Consider the following 20,294-nt stretch of genomic DNA (forward strand, 5'->3'; position numbering starts at 1 on the left):
GTAATTAGGACTCTTAATTTATTTCGTATTTAAATATTTTGCAAATACTTTACTCATGTATTTCATGGAGTTTTTAGCTTCCTCCAATTCATTAACATTAGCTCCAACTTCTAGTAGTACTGCATTATCACTTAAGTCTTGACTATAAAATAATATCCCCCTCTGATAAGTATAAATACTTTTCCCTCTAAATAGGCCTGGATATACCTCATTTGATATATCTATAATAGAGTTTAGATTTTTTATGTGGGCTTCATATCTTGGATCTTCTTCTGCGGTAACAAACATCAATTTAGCCACTGATTGATTTTCTAAAGTTGAAGTTACATTTTCCTTTGCAGGCCCTGAATCTCTGTGCATATCTATTATGAGGTCAAAATCACCATAAGCATTAAGGTGATTGCTTAGTGTTTCCCGAGATTTTTCATAGGCTCTATTATAATCTGCCTTATCATGTACTGTTTTGTCATGTACTACTGTAAATCCTAGTGCCTGAAGCTCTTCAGTTAGAACATCACCAACCGCTGCTACTGTAGTTGATAATCCATTATTCCCCTCTGCATATGCTTCATTAGTATGTGTGTGATATATAAGGATTTTCTTTTTAGAATTATCAGTTGGGTTCCCTATTATTTCTACAATTTTTTCCACTTTATTTATATCTGTATCTTTTAATTCAAATGGATTTATAGCTATATTTTTAACTATATTTGCATGATCTTTAACCTTATCCACGGTCTCTTTATTCTTAATATTTCCTTCATCTAAGAAACTTATTTCTCTTTTTACTATATCCAAAGGATTCAATGTAAAATTCCCCATAAACTTTGTATCATCATCATTTTTCTCTTCTCTAAACGTACTCACATTATTACCTATAAGTTTTCTGAAAAAGCTACTTATTTCTGCATTTTTGTATGCTTCATTATCCTGGGCAACAGCTCCCGTAGAAATCATTATAGATATTACCATGGTTATTGCTACTATTGCTAGTATACTTCTTGTACAATGCTTACCAAAGCCTATCGTTCTTTTATTTTTCAATTTATCCCCTCCAGTTAGATTCATATGAATTGATAATTTAAAATTCAAAATTCAAAATTTATAATTTAAATTAGAACATATATATGAGAGGTATATTAAATTTATTACAGTTTTAATTAAAAACGGCACTGAAATTAGCATTTTCCCTAGAGGCCTCAAACCTTGTTGGCCCTAAGGCTACATATGTCTAAGAACATAAAAACATAAAAACATTGATATGGTCTGATTCCATATTCGAAAAATTCTATACTTTTTATACATTAAAAAAAGGATTAAAAATAACAATTATCAATCTAATAATAATGTTCTTTTTATCCTTATTTTGAGATACCTAAATTAATTTCAGATATCTTAGTTAATTTAGGTAGGTATTTATATCATCTAAGGTAAGTGCTGGCTGAAGGGATATATTTATACCATTTGCAATTATCTTAGATACACTTTCTATAACCTTATCAATATCTTTAGGTGTCACTACCATACCGCCTAAGGATGGGTCTAAAACTTCTCTAATAAGAGCTTGCTTTTCATCTTTATCTACATCCTTTAGCATATTATAAAATGCACTTCCTTTAGTAGATGACTTTATTAAATTATCTAGTACTAAGTCAATCGTATCATTTGCAATTGTACCTGCATCTACTACTGTTGGTACGCCTATAGCAATCACAGGAACTCCTAAGGTTTTTTCACTTAGCTCTAGCCTTCTATTTCCAACTCCAGCCCCAGGTGATATTCCTGTATTTCCAATTTGAATTGTCCTGTTAACTCTCTGGGTTCTTCTTGATGCAAGGGCATCTATACAGATTACTAAACTAGGTTTTACCTTCTCAACTATCCCCTTTATAATTTCGCTAGTCTCCATACCCGTAAGACCTAAAACTCCTGGAGCTATGGCACAAACTGGTCTAATACCTTCATCTATATCATCTGGTACATATTCTTTTAAATGCCTACTAACCATTATCTTAGAGACCACTTTCGGTCCTACTGCATCTGGAGTTATATTCCAGTTACCTAGCCCCACAACTAAAGCTGTCATATCCTCCTGTAAGTCTACAAGTTTTGTTAACTCCTTAGACATAACTTCACTTACATCAATTATTCTTTGCCCATCATAATAAACAAACTCCGGAAATTCTAAGGTTACATACTGTCCAATAGGTTTCCCTATAATTTTTGCGGCTCTGTCATTTACAATTTTAACCCAAGATACTCTCACATTGTTATCTATATATTCTTCAGATTCAATTCCTGATATTTCCTCATCACTATTTTCTCCATAGATTTCTCTAGCTTCTACTGCTAAGTCAGTTCTAACGCTATACTCTATTTCTTCAGCTTGACTTTTTTCATATTCCTCCTGAATATTTCTCATTTTATCCCTATTTTTATCACTCATTATTACACCTCATCTTTAGGATTTTATTACAAACCTACTATATTTGTAATTTCATAAACTTATCTTTTCCTAAATTCTTTTTCATATACCGCATTAGGCATCTGAAAATAAATAATAAGTTAAAGATACGAAGGATACTGACTTATTATTTTTGAATATGCCTTTTTCGTCAATTAAATTATTAATAATGTTAAAGGTAATTTCTACTTGAAGTACATATAATTTAATGTTATAATAGCTTTTGTTATATGAAACTCGTACGCAGACTTCCCCAAAGCTGCTGTGAGATATGATAAAACTACAAGGGGGTGAATTAATAATGGCAAACATTAAGTCAGCTAAAAAAAGAATTAAAGTTACTCAAGCTAAGACAATGCAAAACACTATGATAAAGTCTTCTCTTAAAACAACTATAAAGAAATTTGAAACTGCACTAGCATCTAACGATGTTACTTTAGCACAAGAAAATTTCAAATCAGTAGTTAAAGCACTTGATATGGCTGCTTCTAAAGGGATAATACATAGAAACAAAGCCGCTAAGAAAAAATCAAGATTAGCAGTTAAGTTAAACGCATTATCTGCTTAATAAATAAACCGGTGATTTCACCGGTTATTTGTTTTTTTGCATTTATTTATTATTTGTTTATTTATTTTCAATTTATCTATACTTATCTTGTCATCATTGTTCTAACCATTAGCATTTCAATGGCATTTTTACTATCCACAGATTTACTTTTGATTTCCACTTCCGTATCAAGGCATAATTCCAGACTTTTCCTTAGTGCCTTTTCTGAGAATTTCTTGCTTTGCACTATCATTTTATCGGCAATATAAGGATTTAAATTATATTCCTTCACTATGGCTTCCTTCTTTGCACCATTTCCAACCTTCACTCTTATAGCAAATAACAGTTTAAATTGACGTTCTATCATAGATAGTATCTTTGGTGGCTTTTCACCCCTATAAACTAGTTGGTTCAAGGTATCTATAGCACCCTTTATATTTCTTTCAGACAGATATGATACTAAATTAAATATATCACTCTCCTTCTCATAGGGAGCCATTTTTACTATATCCTCTTTAGTTATCGCTCTACTTCCTGTATATAAAATCAATTTTTCTATTTCATTATTAACTATACTCATATTATTCTCAATAATAGAGCAAAAATATCCAAGTTCACTTTTCCCTATATCTTTACCTTTTTCTTCAAATATAGATTTAACCTTACTTTGAAATCCCTGCCCTTTCAACTTGTCTACCTTTACTATTTCGCACACATTTTGTAACTTCCTAAGCTTATTGCTCTGCTTTTCTCTATCATCTTCAAATACATAGTACATTACTAATGTAGTATAGGGTGGTATTGTTTTTAAATAGTCCCTTAGTTCATCTATATCCTTACTCTTGTCTTCCTTCTTACCGTCTTTAAGGAAATTTGCTCTATATATTTCAACCATTCTATTTTCCGCCATGAACGGTATAGTTTCGCAATTGTTAATCAAAGCATCTACACTTAATTTATCTCCTTCGATTCTATTGAAGTTAAAATCAGCAAAGGTTTCATCGATTTTAAGGTCCTTTATTCTTTTAATATTTGCTTTTATAAGTCCCTCATCAGAACCACAAAACACATAACAGTTTTTCAGATTGTTTTGTTTTAAATCTTTTTCAAATTGCTCTAAGGTTATCACTATAGTTTCCTCCGCTCATAGATATATTAAGATATACTTTTTAAAAATCGTTAAAGCACTTAACTTAAATCTTTAATTCTTAATTCTTAATTCTTAATTCTTAATTCTTAATTCATAATTCATAATTCCCAATTAGAATAACTTAATGTATATAGTTATGATATACTTTACCATTAATAATCTTATAACTTTCATAATATCGTCCTAATTTAATACTATCTTTTCTTCTTACGAGGTTTATTATATCATAATTTTTATCTTCTAGATTATATTCATTAAGACTACAACAAATAGCTTCTTCATCTTTAGAGTTTTCTTTAGATATATTTCTATCTATGTTGATTTTCGTAACTGATTCTTTGTATTTAAGATTTACTGACATTATGCCACCATTAACCTTAACATCTAAAGACTGATTTTCACTTAAATCTATACTAATCTCATCTTGAAACTCATCATATATCCTATCAATATCCCCATAATCCTCATACACATATTTAAGTTTTACCTTCTCCGGGCTTATCATTATATTTCTATTCTTATAATTAATGTGTACTATATCTACATTTTTACCTGCTATAAAATTTATCTCTGGAAAAATTATATACTGTTCCTTAATTACTAAAATCATCAAAGCTATTGGTAGATATTTAAGTGAATTTACGCCTTTTTTTATAAGAAAATAACCCAAATACAAGAATAATATGATAATACCTTCTATGTATGTAAATGAAATTGGCGTGGGTATAATATTAATAAGCATAGCCTCTATAGTTCTTATTATTAACAATATGGGATTTAACATCATTGCTATGAAATTAAATACTATTGGAATGTTTATAAATATAAGTAATAGGTTTCCCAATACTACTAAAAATGTATAAAAAGGTATCAGCAGCATGTTGGAAATTAGCCCCCCAAGGCTTACCGAATTAAACCTAAGGATGATATATGGAGTTGTAAATACTAGAGAGCTAATGCTTAAACTTAGAGACTCTCCTATTATATCTGGTAATTTATAAAGCCATCTTCTTATTTTCTTATTTAATAAAAATAATCCAAGTACCGATAAAAAGCTAAGGGTGTATCCCAAATCTAATATGTAATAAGGCTTTATAATCAGCAAGATAAAAGCTGCAAAGGCCAAGGATGAAATCCCCTCATACTTCTTTCTTACCTTAGTACTTAACACAAGCAATACTATCATTATAAATGACCTCACGGTGGAAGCTTCCCCACCGGTAAAAATTACATAGAAAAATAAAACTATAAGCGATAATTTATATCCTATAATTCCTTGAAGCACTTGGTATATCACTGAAACATGAAGTCCTGATACGCTTATTATATGTGTTATCCCTAAAACGTTAAATTCTTCTCTTTTATCATAATCGATATGGCTCGCATCTCCAGCACTTACCCCTAATATAATTGCAGCTCCGTCATCATCCGTTGCTTTCACGAGCTTCTCATATAAATTTTCTTTTAACTTATATCCCTTGTAAATCAAATCTTCCTTTAATGGTTCATACTCTGAAGCTATATAATCTCCTATAATTCCTCTTTCATAATCAACATTACTATTAAAGTTACCTTTCAAAATATATTTTCTTCCTACTTGAATTTTATCATCTTTTACAAATATCTTTAATTTTCTATTATTATAACTGCCTATATAATATCCTTTTCTTGCCTCAAGAACTCTACATTCTAAATAATTTGAAGGCTCTATTCCATTAAAGTATATATGACAGTTAATAAAGGACAACAAGAAAAACCCTATTATAACTAGGGTTAAATAAGGCTTAAAATCCTTTTTCAATAAAATTATATATACTAATCCTAATAATACAGCAGGTACGACCCCCATATAACTATAGCTAAAATATACTATAGCCCCGAAGAGTACTCCTAGATATAACTGAACCATCGGCCTATCCATAACATCACCCAAATATATTATAGCCATGGTATAATATTGTAATTCAATCCCCCTAAAATTACTTTAATTTTTTCAAGCTTGCTTTTAAAAAATAATCCTTGTAGAATTGTTTGCTGTTTTTTAAAAATAAAAAGCTTGACCGTACTATTAACTAATTCAGTCAAACCTTTTCCTATAAATATTTAATTGGAATATGTATTAATCTAACGCCCCATGAAAATTCTATATTCTCATTTTATTTATACCTTTCCTTGGATAGCTCTGATACCCTAATTAAGATATTTTTTTCTATATCACAAATTGCATCCATTAATTTATCAACATAAGAGTCTACCTTTTCAGATGCACTTCCATAATTATCTCGGTCTCTTAGTTCTGTTAATATTATCTGACATATCACAAGTACATTTTCTCCATAATTATTTACTTTTTTATCTTCTATATAGCTATTTATAAACTTATAGCTATTTAATAATTCTTCAAACCCCATTATAAATTCATCTCTGTAATAACTCTCTACATTTACCCAGTTAGGTATTGTATTGTTTTTTATTTTTTCACCTAAAATCTTAACCTTTTTATTTAAGTCAAATAATTCTTTATAATTTTTTATTTTCTCATTATTAATATTTATACAATGTTCTTTTTGAAATTTTAATCTTTCTTCTTTAAGTACTCTACTCATTATTAGTACCGATATACAACTCCCCATAGCCGCCGATATTAATGGAATTATTATCATCAATATAAACACATTACTGTCCATAATTCAACTCACCTCCAATATAATATTCGTACCATATCTGACATCCTTAAGCAACCAATCTATTTTATAGTCCTATATACTTAACGAACTCCTCAAACTCCCCTTCATTTATTCATAATTAAATATAAAGCATTTACACATTTTAACCACATGGAGCCTTATATGCTATATATATCACCTTTTAATTGCCACAAATTATATCTACTGCTTCTTTCCTTTTGTCCTTCCCATTAGCTACATTGGATATTTTGCATAAAAATAAGGTTTGAAAGTCAGCTACCTATTGGTATAACTAACTTTCAAACCTTATTATCTATTTGGCGGGAATATGTGAGAATCGAACTCACCCGTCGTGGTCTTAGCACGGCAACTCGGTTTTGAAGACCGGCAGGCACACCAGCACCTATCTACTCCCATGTCTATTTGTATTATAATATCCAATAGAGTAAAAATCAAGTATTTTTTATTATAATACTTGATTTTTCACTATATTAGTATAAAATTCTGTCGTTTTCTACACGTTTTGTGACTTTTATGCTATCTAAATGCTCTAATATGGCTATGGCATATTTTCTGTTAGTTTCTAGGAGCTCCCTTGCGGTGGCTGCTGATATAGAGCCATTTTCATTAATGCAATTTTTAATCTTTTCTTTAGCCTCTTTATAATCTTCCTTTAAAAGAGTGCAATCCTCATTTAATTTTATTAAAGTTTCATCATCTAGTAATAACTCATATACCATTTTAAATCCAGCCTTATCCTTCTCATCTTGATTTAAATCTGTATATTTTGGCGGTGAGAATTTTAAAGTTTTAAATTCATTTACTATTTTATCCTTCATCCTAGTCTGCTCTTTAGTAAGTGTTACATTAAAATCATATAAGGATACAAATTTTTCACTGACCTTTATAGTTTTTTTATCTAAGAGGATATTTAAAATATCGTCATAATTTCTTTGTTTAAGCTTTTTAGTAAAGATTTTATTCTTAACCTCTTCCTTTGACATACCAAACTTTAATGGGTTTTTTTTATGGAATTCTTCTAGAAGATTCTTTAAATCTTTACTTCTTTGATTTAAAAATTCTCCATGGATAAATATATGACTATCAGCACCATCTAATTTTATTATCACATTTTCTAATACTAATTTATCTAGTTCTTCTTCTATATTTTCCATATTCTTTCCTAAGCTCTTTAAAATAGCTACAGCATCTGGATAAGTATCACTGAGATTCTTCACAGCATTTTCAAGAATATTAGTTGTTTTTCCACTTTCTTTCAGCTCTAACTCTTTAATATATTCAGCAGTTACCTTTTTAGACTTCTTCGCATTAGGCTCTATAATAGTTCCCCCTGCAATTGTGGTCATTGGAGAATAACTTCTGATTATATATCTATCATTTCTTTGAGCTGTAAGTGGTTTTTCTAGCCTTAGCTGCACATATGCCCACTGACCTGGTTTAATTTCTTCCATATCTAATGGAACAATTCTACAAAGTATTTCCTCTGTCCCATGATATAATCTTACCCTTTGTCTACTTACTATTGACTTTTCTGCAGTTTTTATATGATATAGTTTGCAATCTATTATTAGGGATGGCTCCATAATACCTTCTTTAGCCACTACATCGCCTCTTTGCACATCTGCAACCTTTGTGTTTGCAAGGTTGATTGCACACCTCTGTCCAGCCTCTCCAAGCTCTGAAGGAATATCATGAACTCTTATGCCTCTAACCTTAGCTTTAACTCTAGAAGGATATATTTCCACAGTATCTCCAATTGATATCCTACCACTTATAATTGTTCCTGTTACAACAGTACCAAACCCACTTATACTAAAGGATCTATCTACAGGCAATCTAAAGTGTCCTTCTGTATCCTTAGCCTCAACCTCTTCTGTGATTTCGTCAATATCCTTTATTAAATCATCAAATCCCATTTTGGTTTTAGATGAAACTGGATGAATTTTGGCATTTTCTAAGAAGGTTCCTTTGAACTCTTCTTTTATATCCTCTTTTATCATTTCAATCCAATCTTCATCAACTAAATCAGCTTTTGTTAATACCACTATTCCTTTTTTAATGTTAAGCAGCTTTAAAATCTCAAAATGCTCCCTTGTCTGAGGCATTATACCTTCATCTGCAGCAATTACAAGAAGTACTACATCTACACTACTTATTCCAGCTAACATATTTTTTATAAATTTTTCATGACCTGGAACATCAATTATTCCTGCTCTTCTACCTGATGGTAAATCAAAATAAGTAAACCCTAAATTTATTGATATTCCCCTATTTTGCTCTTCTTTCAAAGTATCAGTTTCTCTTCCTGTAAGTGTTTTTATCAATGTAGTTTTACCATGATCTATGTGTCCTGCTGTACCTATAATTATGTGCTTCATATATTTTTTTCTTCCTTTCAAACCAGTATATGGGTATGCTTCATTGTTAAGTTTAGCCCAAGTATTAATTAAGGTATCTTAAAAAAATAAATAAGTCAGTATGTTTGACTTGTTATTTATTTTAAGATACCTAAGTCTTAATATCATCTTCACTGAATGATATTAAAGCCTATTTTAACGCTACTCTAAATATATTTAAACTATTTCAAATCTATGAAACACTTAACTATTTCATCAAAATCATCTTTAAATAAAGTTCTTCCATCTAAAACTAATTCATTGTTGTATACTCTTGTAATTAGTGGTATTTCTCCAAGTCTTAGTTTTTCCTCCATCTCCTGTGGTGAAAATTTATCACTACTTACCTTAATTACATAGGTTGGAATCTTTTCTGTAGGCATAGATCCTCCACCTACCATGGATTCTCCCATATCTATAGCAAATTCAAACCCTACTGTTTTGTTTTGAAGCTTTCTTTTTAGAAGTATACATTTTTTCTTTACTTCTTCTTTTGGCATTAAAATCATATTTAAAGATGGTATATTTTCTATAGCATCCTTTTCATCTATATAGTATTTTAAAGTACCCTCTAAAGCCGCTAATGTCATTTTATCTACTCTTAGAGCCCTAGTTATTTGATTTTTCTTCATCATGTCTATGTATTTCTTTTTACCTGCAATAATTCCAGCTTGTGGTCCTCCAAGCATTTTATCTCCACTGAAGGTTATTACATCAATTCCCTTTTTTATACTCTCTTGTACTGTAGGTTCATAGGTAAATCCATACTTTGTAAAGTCTATAAGGACTCCGCTTCCTATATCTTCAACTACTGGAACATCTCTTTCATTTCCTAGTGCCACTAACTCTTCAATGGATACAGCTTCTGTAAATCCAAAAACTTTAAAATTAGAGGTGTGAACCTTAAGAAGCACTCCTGTATCTTCTGTTATATTATCTTCGTAGTCATAAAGATGTGTTCTATTCGTAGTACCTATTTCAACTAGCTTTGCGCCACTAAACTTCATAACTTCAGGTATTCTAAAGGAACCTCCGATTTCGACTAATTCACCTCTTGAAACAATGGCTTCCTTACCCTTCGCTAAAGTATCTAATACTAGCATTATAGCCGCTGCATTATTGTTTACTACCATGGCAGCCTCTGCCCCTGTAATCCTCTTTATAATCTCTTCAATGTGAGAATATCTTGAACCTCTTTTCCCACTTTCAATATCATATTCAAGGTTGTTATAGTTTCCTGCAACCGTCAATACACTTTCCATAACTTTTTTCCCTAGTAAGGAACGGCCTAAATTTGTATGTATTACAGTACCAGTAGCATTTATAACTCTTTCAAGATGCATCTTATTTTTGCTATTCAATGTGTGAATGGCAAAATCTAAAACCTGGTCCGTAGTTAAACTTTCTACACTTCCCTTTAGTATGCCATTTCTATAAAAGTCTATAGATTCTCTAAGACTTTCTAATACTATAGTTCTTGAATTCTTAATTATTAGACTATTTACTATATCTTCTTTTAAAAGCTCATCTATTTTAGGTAGTTTTCTTAATAATTCTTTATTCATCTAACTTTCCCCACTTACTCTCTTAATATCTCCATATAAAGTTATGTTCTAGTAGCCATCTTAATTTAAGCTTAATATTACTGTTTACTTAAAATATAGCTACTATAAATATTATTTTCAAGATATTACTGTTATCTTCTTATTAGTTCTACCTACAATTAATTTCCCACTATAGTTAAAATATTACTATAATTGAAATTTAACTATGGCAAATGTATATGATTATTACAACGACAAGAGTTCTATTCTACTATAATTGGAACCTGACCTTTTTCAATTACCTCTCCAATTACTGCAGATTTTATCTCGAGTTCCATTAATCTTTTCATCATATCTTCTACTTGATCTTTAGATGTAGATATTAGAAGTCCACCTGAAGTTTGAGGGTCAAATAAAATATCTTCAAGCCACTGTGGTACATCTATTAGTTCATATTTTCCCTTTAGATAGTTTCTATTATTATAAGTTCCTGCTGGTACTAATCCCATCTCTGCATATTCTTTAGCACCTTTAACTATTGGAATACTGTCCTTAAATAATTTAATTGTTATATCTGAAGCTACTGCCATTTCATATCCATGGCCCATTATTCCAAATCCAGTAACATCTGTACAAGCATTAACCTTGTAATCCACAATAATTTCACCTGAATACTTATTTAAGGTGGTCATAACCTTTACAGCTTCATCATAAATTTCCTTGGAAGCAAGTTCTGCCTTAATAGCTGTGTTTACCACTCCAGTACCTATAGGTTTCGTTAATATCAATACATCTCCAACCTTACATCCATGGTTCTTTAAAATTTTATTTGGATGAACAAGTCCCATAACGGATAATCCAAACTTTGGTTCATCATCTTCAACAGTATGTCCACCTATTACTACGGCTCCAGCTTCTATTACTTTATCAGCTCCACCTTTTAAAATTTCACCTAATATATCAATGTTAAGGCAGTTAGGAAAACATACAATATTCATAGCTACTGTAGGTTTACCCCCCATAGCATAGACATCACTTAAAGAATTTGCTGCAGCTATTGCCCCAAAGGTATATGGATCATCTACTACTGGTGTAAAAAAATCCAAGGTCTGAATTGTTGCTATATCATCTGTAAGCTTATACACCGCTGCATCATCAGAAGTTTCTATACCTACCAATAAATTCTCGTCTGACATTTTAGGTAATTTATCTAGTATCTTTGAAAGGGTCTCCGGCCCTATTTTAGCCGCTCAACCAGAGGTCTTAGAAAGTTCTGTAAGTCTTTTTGCCATCTGTTTTACCTCCTTGAAATTATAGTTTAATTTTAGCACATGAAATATATGCCTTATACTAATTCTTTAATAATTTTATACTAATACTCATTTTATGTCTACCTTATCTCTTAATTTCTCCACGGTTTTCGCCCCTATTCCCGTTATATTTGCCAAATCATCTACGGAATTAAACTTTCCATTCGCCTCCCTATAATCAATTATACTTTGAGCTTTAACTTCTCCTATTCCATAAAGTGTTTGAAGTTCAGTTAGTGTAGCTTTATTAATATTTATCTTTCCCTTAGAATTTATACCTCCGCTTGTAGTTGCCACTCCATCAGTTTCTACTTCCACAGCTTCCCCATCTTCCTCACCTACTCGATATATTTTAATACATTGCTGATCTTCTAACAGTTTTGAAAAATATATCCTACCTTCATCAGCATCATCTGTTAACCCACCCGCTGCCTGTATTAACTCTCTAACTCTAGCGCCACTATCAAGTTTATATTCTTTAGGATTTTTAACTGCACCCTTTATATCTACAACAATTATTGATTTTACTTCTGAATTTTGCTTCTCTTCATCCACTGCTTTATCTTCATTTCCATCAACATTACTTTCTGCAAATATTTCTTGATAATCTTCATTTTTCTCCTTACTAGAAAAATATCCAAAACCTAAAAATACTATACTAAGAATTAGTATAGTTATAGAACCTATTATTTTCTCCCTAATTTTCATAAAAACCACCTCTTTGTATTATTTTATCCATTTTTTCTATAATTTATTATCGAAAAATAATTCTTTTTTTGTTATAATAAATTATTATATTTATTAAGGAGATTTTTATGAGAAAATATCTATTTACACTGTTATTATTTTTTGCTATAACATTGTTTAATTTTAGCGATGTATACGCTTCTACTAATCCTCCTTCAGTCACTGGTAAAAGTGTAGTTGTTATGGATGCTAAAACAGGGACAGTTTTGTATGGTTCCGAAGAAAATACTCAATATCCACCAGCTTCTACAACAAAACTAATGACCGTACTTTTAACTTTAGAAAATCTTAGTTTAAATGAAGTGGTAACCGTTGGGGATTATCCTCCAACTATCGAAGGTTCAAAAATTTATATCGACAGAACTGAGCAAATGACTGTAGAAGACATGTTATATTCAGTAATAATGGTTTCTGCTAACGACTGTGCAACTGCACTTGCTGAACATATTTCCGGTTCTGTGGAAGAGTTTTCAAACCTTATGAACAAAAGAGCTAAAGAACTTGGGTGCCAAAATACTAATTTTGTAAATCCCCATGGACTATATGATGAAAAACATAGAACTACGGCTTATGACCTAGCTCTAATCGAGAGAGAATTATTAAAACATCCTAAATATATTGAGATATCTAAAACAAAATCAAAGCAGTTAGAACCAACCAACATTTTCAAAGAACCACGCCCACTTTGGAATGATAACAAATTACTTCATGATTACTATGCATATTATTATCCTGATGTAATAGCTGGAAAAACTGGTTATACCGACGAATCGCTACATTCTTTTGTAGCTTCTGCCAAAAGAGGTGATCAAGGATTTATAGTTTCTATTCTATATGATGAGAAAAAAGCTTATTTTAGAGAAACACCTCAACTCTTTGATTGGGCCTTCGAAAACTTCAAAACTGAAAAATTATTTTCAAAGGGTGATGAACTAGGTACCTATGAAACCTCTAACGGATCAATAATACCGCTACTTGCAGATTCAGATATATTTTACGCTAGAGATTTAACCGATTCTTCTACCCCAGTTATAACTATCGATAAAACCAATCTAGATAATAAATTCTTTGATAAAGGTGATATTGTTACTACTGTATCAGCTAAATATAAGAATCAATCATACAATTCAAACATAGTGAGTAATAGTAACTATTCTCAAGAGATACTCCCTGTTATCGGTAATTTATTAACTGAAAGTAACAATACTATAAATTACACTAAGTTATTTTTTATTATAGTTGGTTCCATACTTGGATCTATAATATTTTTAATATTTACTTCACGTGTTATTAAGAAAAGAAGTTTAGCTAAGAAAAGGAAAGCTTTATTTTCTTCTGATACCTCTTATAAAAAAAGATATTAGTATAAATTATCTATATTTAAAACTGAGGAATCTACTATGTTATAACAGTAGATTCCTCAGTTTTTTATTTTTAATTTTTCATCTAAAACCTACCAAAGAATCTATAATATTAATCTAATTCATTAATTCTATTAATTTCTTCATATCCTCAGGTATTTCACTAGTAAACTTCATAATCTCTCCACTACGTGGATGTGGCAGCGTTAATGCATAGGCATGGAGTGCCTGGCGCTGTATTTTATCACTATCATCAAGTTCACAGTACAAGCTATCACCATATATAGGATATCCTATATGACTTAAATGCACTCGTATTTGATGGGTTCTTCCCGTTTCTAACCTTAATTTTACAAAGGTTGAATCATCATACCTTTCTAATACCTCATAGTGAGTAATACTCCTCTGACCATCCTCTAATACCCTTCTTCTTATCGCATCATCTTCTGGCTTACCTATGGGTAAATCTATTGTTCCAGTATCATTTGATATATTTCCATGAACCACAGCTAAATATGATTTTTCAATCATGTCTTGATCCATTGATTTAGCTAAATTCATATGTGAAAATTGATTTTTAGCTATCATTATCAGACCTGAGGTATCTCTATCTAATCTACTTACTAACCTTACAATCGAATTATCCCCATTTGATCTAAAGTGATGTATAACTCCATTTGCAAGTGTTCCCCCTGGATGATTCTTCGTTGGGTGCACTACCATAAATGGTGGTTTATTAACTATTAATAAATCATCATCTTCATAGATTACTTGTATATTTAGATTTTCACCTTCAATATTTTGAGTTTCCTCTTTATTTACAGCCACTTCAATAATATCACCTTGAGCAAGTTTATAACTAAGTTTAATTTCCTTATTATTTACCTTTACTCTTTTATCCATAGCTGAATTTCTTATAAATCTTCCTGAAAGATTTAATGTATCTTTCATATAGTTTCTTATATTTACGCCATGTCCTTCTGTTCCAACTTTATATGTAATAACGCTCATCAGTGCCACCTCTATTTTAAAATATTTAAGCCCCCATAAATGGAGGCTTAATAGTTAACCGTTTATGAATTAGTTTCTTTACTTAATAAGTAAATTCTTTGTGAAGCTAATATCTTTATTATTCTACTATTGCAATTACTTCAATCTCAATTAAAGCATCCTTTGGTAATTTTGCTGGTTGCACACAAGATCTAGCTGGTGGATTTGCTGTAAAATACGTTGCATATACTTCATTCATAGCTGCAAAATCATTCATATCCTTTATAAATACTAATGTTTTAACAACTTTATCTAAAGATGTTCCAGCTTCCTCAAGTATAGCTTTAACATTATCTAAGCATACTGCTGTAGCCTTTTGTATGTCATTATTTACGAGCTCTCCAGCTTCATTTATTGGCAATTGTCCAGAAGTATATATTAAATTCCCAACCTTCACTGCTTGTGAGTATGGTCCTAATGCCGCTGGCGCCTTTTCTGTGTTTATTATCATCTTCTCCATTTTATTGCCTCCCCAAATTAAATTATTATATATCTTCTAGATACTATATAGTATATCTAGTTAATATTAAGTTTTTTGCTCATTAATAAATAATTTCTAGCTTTAATGGTGTCTACATGTATTATTGAACCTCTAGATAATATATACATTATTGTATCCTCAAAGGATTTTAAAAGAGCTTTATCTAAATCATCATATGCTAAACTTCTAAGTTCCTTCACACCCTTATAACTTCTAGCAGGCTCTATGCAATCAGCAATATAAACTATCTTTTCAAGGGTAGACATTGCTTCTCGCCCTGTAGTATGATATTTTATTGCATTTAATACATCTTCATCCTCTACATGAAATAATTCCTTTGCAATATATGCCCCTACTATTCCATGTAAAAGCTGTGGTGATTTATAGTATACACTAGAAATAATCTGACCACTGCCTCTAGCTTTATTAATAAGTTCATTTGCAGAAAAATATTTAGCACAATCATGACATAATGCTGCCATCCTTGCTTTACTTGGATCGATCCCATAATACATCGCAAGTTCTTCACTTGTTTTCATTACACCGAGACTATGATTATATCTATCCTTTGTGAGATGAATCTTTATATATTCTTTTACTTTACTCTCATGCCACATATGCTACACCTTATTTCTATATAAATTATATTTGTTAATTATATCTTCAACTCCTCTAGGCAGAAGATAACTAACTACTTTCTGTTGTGAAATCTTTTCCTTAATATCTGTGGAAGATACATCTAAAAGAGGCATTTCCAAAAATATTATTTCTTTATTATATTTTTTTTCTAAATTTTTTTTCATTTCAGAAACACCATTCATAGTGTAACCAGTTCTAGAAAACACAACTAAATTACAGTTTCCCAATATAATATCTATATTTTTCCACTGTGTAATTGTCATTAAACTATCAACACCAATAAGAAAATACCAACTAGTTTTTGGTTCTAAAGAATTAAAATACATTAAAGTGTTGTATGTATAACTTAATTGTCGATTATTTATTTCATACTCACTTACAGTAAATTTTTTCTCTTTTTCAATGGCCGCTAGAACCATTTCATATCTAATATTTTCTTTAGTAACTACCTTACTTCTCTTGTGAGGTGGGTGTCCATTTGGCATAAATATAATTTCATCCACACCTAACTTATATAAGGCCTCATATGCAATATGAATATGTCCTATATGTATAGGGTCAAAGGTTCCTCCAAAAATTGCTTTTCTCATGTTATTACCTCTTTAAACAATAATACCATATATCAAGTGTTTTACCAATAATATCTTGGAATTTGGAATTTAAAATTATTGAGGATAATTATATATAATATGATTTTAGAGGAAGTACTACTTCCTCTAAAATTTGTTTATTTATTTACTTTTTTTTGCTACTTTTTCTACTTGCTTGCTTATTTCTGAATTCAGCTCTTCTTTGCTCATTTCTTTTTTCACTTTTTCTTATCATTATCTGTTTTTTTGACTCTACAACCTTCTCTTTAGTTATTATTGTCAAATTTTCTAAATCTATTACAGGATTTTTTCTAGATTGACGATATATAACTACTGTGCTTCCTATCGCTTGAATACCTTCGCATCTTAATTCTTCACATATAATTTCTGAAGCTTCTCTTGCAGTAATTCCGCTATTGCTTAGAGTTTTTATTTTTATTAATTCTCTTGTATCTAATGTTTCATTTATTTGTTTTAAAAAGTTATCTTCTATTCCACCCTTACCAACTTGAAATATTGGTGTTAGTTTATTTGCAAGTGATCTTAAGTAGCTTCTTTGTTTTGTAGTTATCATTTTATCCCCCTAATTATAGTAAGTACTCAAATTCGAAATCATTTAATCTAACAATTTCTTCATCTTGTATTCCCATTTTCTTTAATTCGTCTATTATTCCTTTATTTCTTAAAACCTTGTGGAAGTATCTTAGTGAGTCTGGATCATTTATATTAACACTGTTAAGTAATCTATCTACAAATGTTCCTGAAACTTCAAATATTCCTTCTTCAACTTCATTTATTTCGTAAGTAAATCTCTTCGCTTCTTGAATAAATCTGTCTTCTTCTTTAATTTCAAGCTCTTTAACTGGAATTGTTGTAAGCATTTCTGCTGCTGCCTTCATAAGATCATCTACACCCTCATTTGTAGCTGCAGAAATTTTAAATATTTTATCGTAACCCATAGCATTTAATTCTTTTTTAAAGTTCTCATAAACCTCTTCATCATATAGCATATCTGATTTATTAGCTGCAATTATTTGCGGTCTATCCCATAGCTTTACACTATACTTTTTAAGCTCTTCATTTATTTTCTTGAAGTCTTCAATTGGATCTCTACCTTCAATTCCAGATATATCAACTACATGTATAAGCATTCTAGTTCTTTCTATATGTCTTAAGAACTCAAGCCCTAATCCTACACCTTCAGCAGCTCCTTCTATAATTCCAGGAATATCTGCAATTACAAAGTTTTGAACTCCTTTGATTGATACTACACCTAAGTTTGGTTTAATTGTAGTAAAGTGGTAGTTAGCTATCTTAGGTCTTGCCTTTGATACCATTGATAAAAGAGTTGATTTACCTACATTCGGGAATCCTAAAAGTCCAACGTCTGCTAAAAGCTTAAGCTCTAACTTTATCCATCTCTCTTCTCCTGGCATTCCTGGTTCTGCAAATTGTGGTGCCTGTCTTGTAGGTGTACAGAATTTAGCATTTCCTTTTCCACCTTTTCCACCTTTACAAATTACATATGTATCACCATCATGAGCTAAGTCACACATAACCTTGTCTGTTTCAAAATCTTTTATAATAGTCCCCATAGGAACATTTATTATACGATCTTCTCCAGCTCTTCCATAACACTTAGAACCTTCACCTTTACCCCCATTTGGAGCAATGAATTTACGATTATAAGAGAAATCAAGAAGTGTTGTCATATTGCTATCTACAACTAATATAACACTACCACCATTTCCACCATCTCCACCATCTGGACCTCCAAGCGGTGCAAACTTCTCTCTTCTAAAGTGGATTGAACCATTACCACCATCACCTGATTGTACAAAAATCTTCGCCGTATCTATAAACATTATTAATTTCACCTTCCTAACAAAATATCCTAGGATATTTTTAATGATTTTTCATAAACCTATTAATATTAGTATTTACCAAAATCTTAATTTTACATATAAATCTGTATTATTTATTTAAACTTCAAACCCCTTCTCACTTTGTTCCTATGTTTAAGCTCTAAAATTTAATTATAGTTTTTAAAACTTTAAAGGAAGCTCATTGTCATATATATTCAAATGAGTAAGCTGAAGCGCTAAATCAAAGATTTAGACTCTCACCTAAAGGATGTTTTTTTATAACATAGTCCACCTATGACATAAAAAAGCACCCTTCCGGGTGCCTTATAAACTATTCGGCTATTGCAACTTCTACATCGATTGGATAAACACTAGCTTTTTTTCTGTCTCTACCCATTCTTTCAAATCTTACAACTCCATCAACCTTAGCGAAAAGAGTATCATCTCCACCTATTCCAACATTGTTTCCTGGGTGAATTTTTGTTCCTCTTTGTCTTACAAGGATGTTTCCTGCAAGTACAAATTGTCCGTCTGCACGTTTAGCCCCTAATCTCTTAGATTCACTATCTCTACCGTTCTTAGAGCTACCTACCCCTTTTTTGTGGGCACATAACTGAAGGTTTATTAGTAACATATCACTGCACCTCCTCTTCTATAACTTTAATATATTTTTCGTAATTTATTTCTAAATTCTTTAATCCTAGTAACATCGTTTCAAGTAAGACTTGTGTACTTTTTATTTCCACAGCCGATAACTTAGATACATCTAATGCTATATTTCCTTCTTCTGCGATATATGTAGGTTTCAATTTTAGCACTTCTAACACTCCTAAGATAGTTACCTGTGCTAGATTACTTACAACTCCACAAACAACATCATCATAAATTGTGATGTTTTCATTTAAATCGAAATATTCAGCATGACCATCCACATGGAACGATACTAGCATATTATCATTTCGCTTAAAATCTATACTAATCATAATTAAGCTTCTATCTTCTCAATTGCAATTTTAGTAAATGGTTGTCTATGACCTTGTTTCTTTCTGTAATCTTTCTTTGGCTTATATTTGAAAACTATAATTTTCTTAGCTTTTCCTTGTGCTACAACTTTAGCTACAACTTTAGCTCCTTCAACTACAGGTTTTCCAATTACTAAACCTTCTTCTTTTCCAACTGCTAGAACTTTATCAAATTCTATTGTTGTATCAACCTCAGCTTCAAGTTTTTCAACGAATAATACGTCTCCCTCTTGAACTCTGTATTGTTTTCCTCCAGTAAGTATAACTGCGTACATTAAATACACCTCCTCAATCCAGTCTCGCCATCTCAGGTATAACATTTAAGTTATTTTTAAGAACCTTATGTGTGCGGTCTACAAATGACATTCTATCACATAGTCCAACCATTGTAAAGAAGCTTATTAAAATTTTATAGTTTTT

19 protein-coding genes, 1 tRNA gene and 1 pseudogene are annotated in these 20,294 nt (G+C 30.9%); 2 read left to right on the forward strand and 19 right to left on the reverse strand.

From position 1 onward, the window contains the following. Window positions 1–18 precede the first annotated feature (18 nt). A complete protein-coding gene (locus RSA29_RS13020; RefSeq protein ID WP_346943882.1) occupies window positions 19–1,044 on the reverse strand; it encodes a stage II sporulation protein P in 1,026 nt (341 codons plus the stop codon). Window positions 1,045–1,399: 355 nt separating this feature from the next. Continuing rightward, window positions 1,400–2,422, reverse strand: coding sequence for a GPR endopeptidase (gpr, locus tag RSA29_RS13025; protein ID WP_346931934.1), 1,023 nt, complete (start codon window positions 2,420–2,422; stop codon window positions 1,400–1,402). A gap of 343 nt (window positions 2,423–2,765) precedes the next feature. On the opposite strand from gpr, the gene rpsT reads away from it, so the two are divergent. Next, entirely contained in the window at window positions 2,766–3,032 is a 267-nt protein-coding gene (gene rpsT, locus RSA29_RS13030; RefSeq protein WP_346931892.1) for a 30S ribosomal protein S20, read from the forward strand. 82 nt (window positions 3,033–3,114) lie between these two features. Here rpsT and holA read toward each other — a convergent pair whose 3' ends face one another. The 8 genes from holA to RSA29_RS13070 form a co-directional block, all read right to left on the reverse strand. Then, window positions 3,115–4,140 (reverse strand): DNA polymerase III subunit delta, encoded by a 1,026-nt coding sequence (gene holA, locus RSA29_RS13035; RefSeq protein ID WP_346943883.1) that lies wholly within the window; start codon window positions 4,138–4,140, stop codon window positions 3,115–3,117. 142 nt (window positions 4,141–4,282) lie between these two features. After that, on the reverse strand, window positions 4,283–6,109 hold the full coding sequence (locus RSA29_RS13040; protein ID WP_346943884.1) for a ComEC/Rec2 family competence protein: 1,827 nt from the start codon (window positions 6,107–6,109) through the stop codon (window positions 4,283–4,285). A 208-nt stretch (window positions 6,110–6,317) separates the two neighbouring features. Continuing rightward, window positions 6,318–6,848 carry a hypothetical protein gene (locus RSA29_RS13045; RefSeq protein ID WP_346943885.1) on the reverse strand — a complete coding sequence of 177 codons (531 nt, stop codon included), beginning with the start codon at window positions 6,846–6,848 and terminating at the stop codon, window positions 6,318–6,320. A 318-nt stretch (window positions 6,849–7,166) separates the two neighbouring features. Beyond that, window positions 7,167–7,263 (reverse strand) — tRNA-Sec (locus RSA29_RS13050). 76 nt (window positions 7,264–7,339) lie between these two features. After that, on the reverse strand, window positions 7,340–9,247 hold the full coding sequence (gene selB / locus RSA29_RS13055) for a selenocysteine-specific translation elongation factor (protein WP_346943886.1): 1,908 nt from the start codon (window positions 9,245–9,247) through the stop codon (window positions 7,340–7,342). Window positions 9,248–9,447: 200 nt separating this feature from the next. Further along, window positions 9,448–10,830, reverse strand: a complete 1,383-nt coding sequence (gene selA / locus RSA29_RS13060) for an L-seryl-tRNA(Sec) selenium transferase (protein ID WP_346943887.1) — start codon at window positions 10,828–10,830, stop codon at window positions 9,448–9,450. A 242-nt stretch (window positions 10,831–11,072) separates the two neighbouring features. Next, window positions 11,073–12,101 (reverse strand): selenide, water dikinase SelD, encoded by a 1,029-nt coding sequence (selD, locus tag RSA29_RS13065; RefSeq protein ID WP_346943888.1) that lies wholly within the window; start codon window positions 12,099–12,101, stop codon window positions 11,073–11,075. 87 nt (window positions 12,102–12,188) lie between these two features. Beyond that, window positions 12,189–12,827, reverse strand: coding sequence for a ComEA family DNA-binding protein (locus tag RSA29_RS13070; RefSeq protein ID WP_346943889.1), 639 nt, complete (start codon window positions 12,825–12,827; stop codon window positions 12,189–12,191). A 107-nt stretch (window positions 12,828–12,934) separates the two neighbouring features. On the opposite strand from RSA29_RS13070, the gene RSA29_RS13075 reads away from it, so the two are divergent. Further along, on the forward strand, window positions 12,935–14,230 hold the full coding sequence (locus tag RSA29_RS13075; RefSeq protein ID WP_346943890.1) for a D-alanyl-D-alanine carboxypeptidase family protein: 1,296 nt from the start codon (window positions 12,935–12,937) through the stop codon (window positions 14,228–14,230). A gap of 114 nt (window positions 14,231–14,344) precedes the next feature. Here RSA29_RS13075 and RSA29_RS13080 read toward each other — a convergent pair whose 3' ends face one another. The 9 genes and pseudogenes from RSA29_RS13080 to rplU all read right to left on the reverse strand — a co-directional run bounded on the left by RSA29_RS13080 (window position 14,345) and on the right by rplU (window position 20,149). Then, window positions 14,345–15,238, reverse strand: coding sequence for an RluA family pseudouridine synthase (locus RSA29_RS13080; RefSeq protein ID WP_346943891.1), 894 nt, complete (start codon window positions 15,236–15,238; stop codon window positions 14,345–14,347). A 118-nt stretch (window positions 15,239–15,356) separates the two neighbouring features. Then, window positions 15,357–15,737, reverse strand: a complete 381-nt coding sequence (locus RSA29_RS13085) for a RidA family protein (RefSeq protein WP_346931881.1) — start codon at window positions 15,735–15,737, stop codon at window positions 15,357–15,359. Between the two features lie 56 nt (window positions 15,738–15,793). Further along, a complete protein-coding gene (yqeK, locus tag RSA29_RS13090; protein WP_346943892.1) occupies window positions 15,794–16,375 on the reverse strand; it encodes a bis(5'-nucleosyl)-tetraphosphatase (symmetrical) YqeK in 582 nt (193 codons plus the stop codon). A 3-nt stretch (window positions 16,376–16,378) separates the two neighbouring features. Beyond that, entirely contained in the window at window positions 16,379–16,987 is a 609-nt protein-coding gene (gene nadD, locus RSA29_RS13095) for a nicotinate-nucleotide adenylyltransferase (protein WP_346943893.1), read from the reverse strand. A gap of 289 nt (window positions 16,988–17,276) precedes the next feature. Next, window positions 17,277–17,561 (reverse strand): annotated as a pseudogene (gene yhbY, locus RSA29_RS13100) (ribosome assembly RNA-binding protein YhbY); the annotation flags it as partial. Between the two features lie 13 nt (window positions 17,562–17,574). Beyond that, complete coding sequence (gene obgE, locus RSA29_RS13105) at window positions 17,575–18,852, reverse strand: GTPase ObgE (RefSeq protein WP_346931878.1); 1,278 nt, start codon at window positions 18,850–18,852, stop codon at window positions 17,575–17,577. A gap of 331 nt (window positions 18,853–19,183) precedes the next feature. After that, a complete protein-coding gene (rpmA, locus tag RSA29_RS13110) occupies window positions 19,184–19,486 on the reverse strand; it encodes a 50S ribosomal protein L27 (protein WP_346931877.1) in 303 nt (100 codons plus the stop codon). Window position 19,487: 1 nt separating this feature from the next. Further along, window positions 19,488–19,835, reverse strand: coding sequence for a ribosomal-processing cysteine protease Prp (locus tag RSA29_RS13115; RefSeq protein WP_346943894.1), 348 nt, complete (start codon window positions 19,833–19,835; stop codon window positions 19,488–19,490). Window positions 19,836–19,837: 2 nt separating this feature from the next. Continuing rightward, entirely contained in the window at window positions 19,838–20,149 is a 312-nt protein-coding gene (gene rplU / locus RSA29_RS13120; RefSeq protein WP_346931875.1) for a 50S ribosomal protein L21, read from the reverse strand. Window positions 20,150–20,294 lie beyond the last annotated feature (145 nt).

Origin of the sequence: Clostridium sp., from assembly GCF_036660475.1 — a bacterium.
In the GTDB taxonomy this organism is placed as follows: domain Bacteria; phylum Bacillota; class Clostridia; order Clostridiales; family Clostridiaceae; genus Clostridium_J.

What these genes read in the sequence shown, in the direction of transcription:
- rpmA (WP_346931877.1), bottom strand. Translation starts at nt 19,486, where the DNA reads ATGTTACTAATAAACCTTCAGTTATGTGCCCACAAAAAAGGGGTAGGT.
- obgE (WP_346931878.1), bottom strand. Translation starts at nt 18,852, where the DNA reads ATGTTTATAGATACGGCGAAGATTTTTGTACAATCAGGTGATGGTGGT.
- gpr (WP_346931934.1), bottom strand. Translation starts at nt 2,422, where the DNA reads ATGAGAAATATTCAGGAGGAATATGAAAAAAGTCAAGCTGAAGAAATA.
- RSA29_RS13045 (WP_346943885.1), bottom strand. Translation starts at nt 6,848, where the DNA reads ATGGACAGTAATGTGTTTATATTGATGATAATAATTCCATTAATATCG.
- RSA29_RS13085 (WP_346931881.1), bottom strand. Translation starts at nt 15,737, where the DNA reads ATGGAGAAGATGATAATAAACACAGAAAAGGCGCCAGCGGCATTAGGA.
- RSA29_RS13070 (WP_346943889.1), bottom strand. Translation starts at nt 12,827, where the DNA reads ATGAAAATTAGGGAGAAAATAATAGGTTCTATAACTATACTAATTCTT.
- rplU (WP_346931875.1), bottom strand. Translation starts at nt 20,149, where the DNA reads ATGTACGCAGTTATACTTACTGGAGGAAAACAATACAGAGTTCAAGAG.
- nadD (WP_346943893.1), bottom strand. Translation starts at nt 16,987, where the DNA reads ATGAGAAAAGCAATTTTTGGAGGAACCTTTGACCCTATACATATAGGA.
- RSA29_RS13115 (WP_346943894.1), bottom strand. Translation starts at nt 19,835, where the DNA reads ATGATTAGTATAGATTTTAAGCGAAATGATAATATGCTAGTATCGTTC.
- selB (WP_346943886.1), bottom strand. Translation starts at nt 9,247, where the DNA reads ATGAAGCACATAATTATAGGTACAGCAGGACACATAGATCATGGTAAA.
- rpsT (WP_346931892.1), top strand. Translation starts at nt 2,766, where the DNA reads ATGGCAAACATTAAGTCAGCTAAAAAAAGAATTAAAGTTACTCAAGCT.
- RSA29_RS13075 (WP_346943890.1), top strand. Translation starts at nt 12,935, where the DNA reads ATGAGAAAATATCTATTTACACTGTTATTATTTTTTGCTATAACATTG.
- selA (WP_346943887.1), bottom strand. Translation starts at nt 10,830, where the DNA reads ATGAATAAAGAATTATTAAGAAAACTACCTAAAATAGATGAGCTTTTA.
- yqeK (WP_346943892.1), bottom strand. Translation starts at nt 16,375, where the DNA reads ATGTGGCATGAGAGTAAAGTAAAAGAATATATAAAGATTCATCTCACA.
- RSA29_RS13080 (WP_346943891.1), bottom strand. Translation starts at nt 15,238, where the DNA reads ATGAGCGTTATTACATATAAAGTTGGAACAGAAGGACATGGCGTAAAT.
- RSA29_RS13040 (WP_346943884.1), bottom strand. Translation starts at nt 6,109, where the DNA reads ATGGCTATAATATATTTGGGTGATGTTATGGATAGGCCGATGGTTCAG.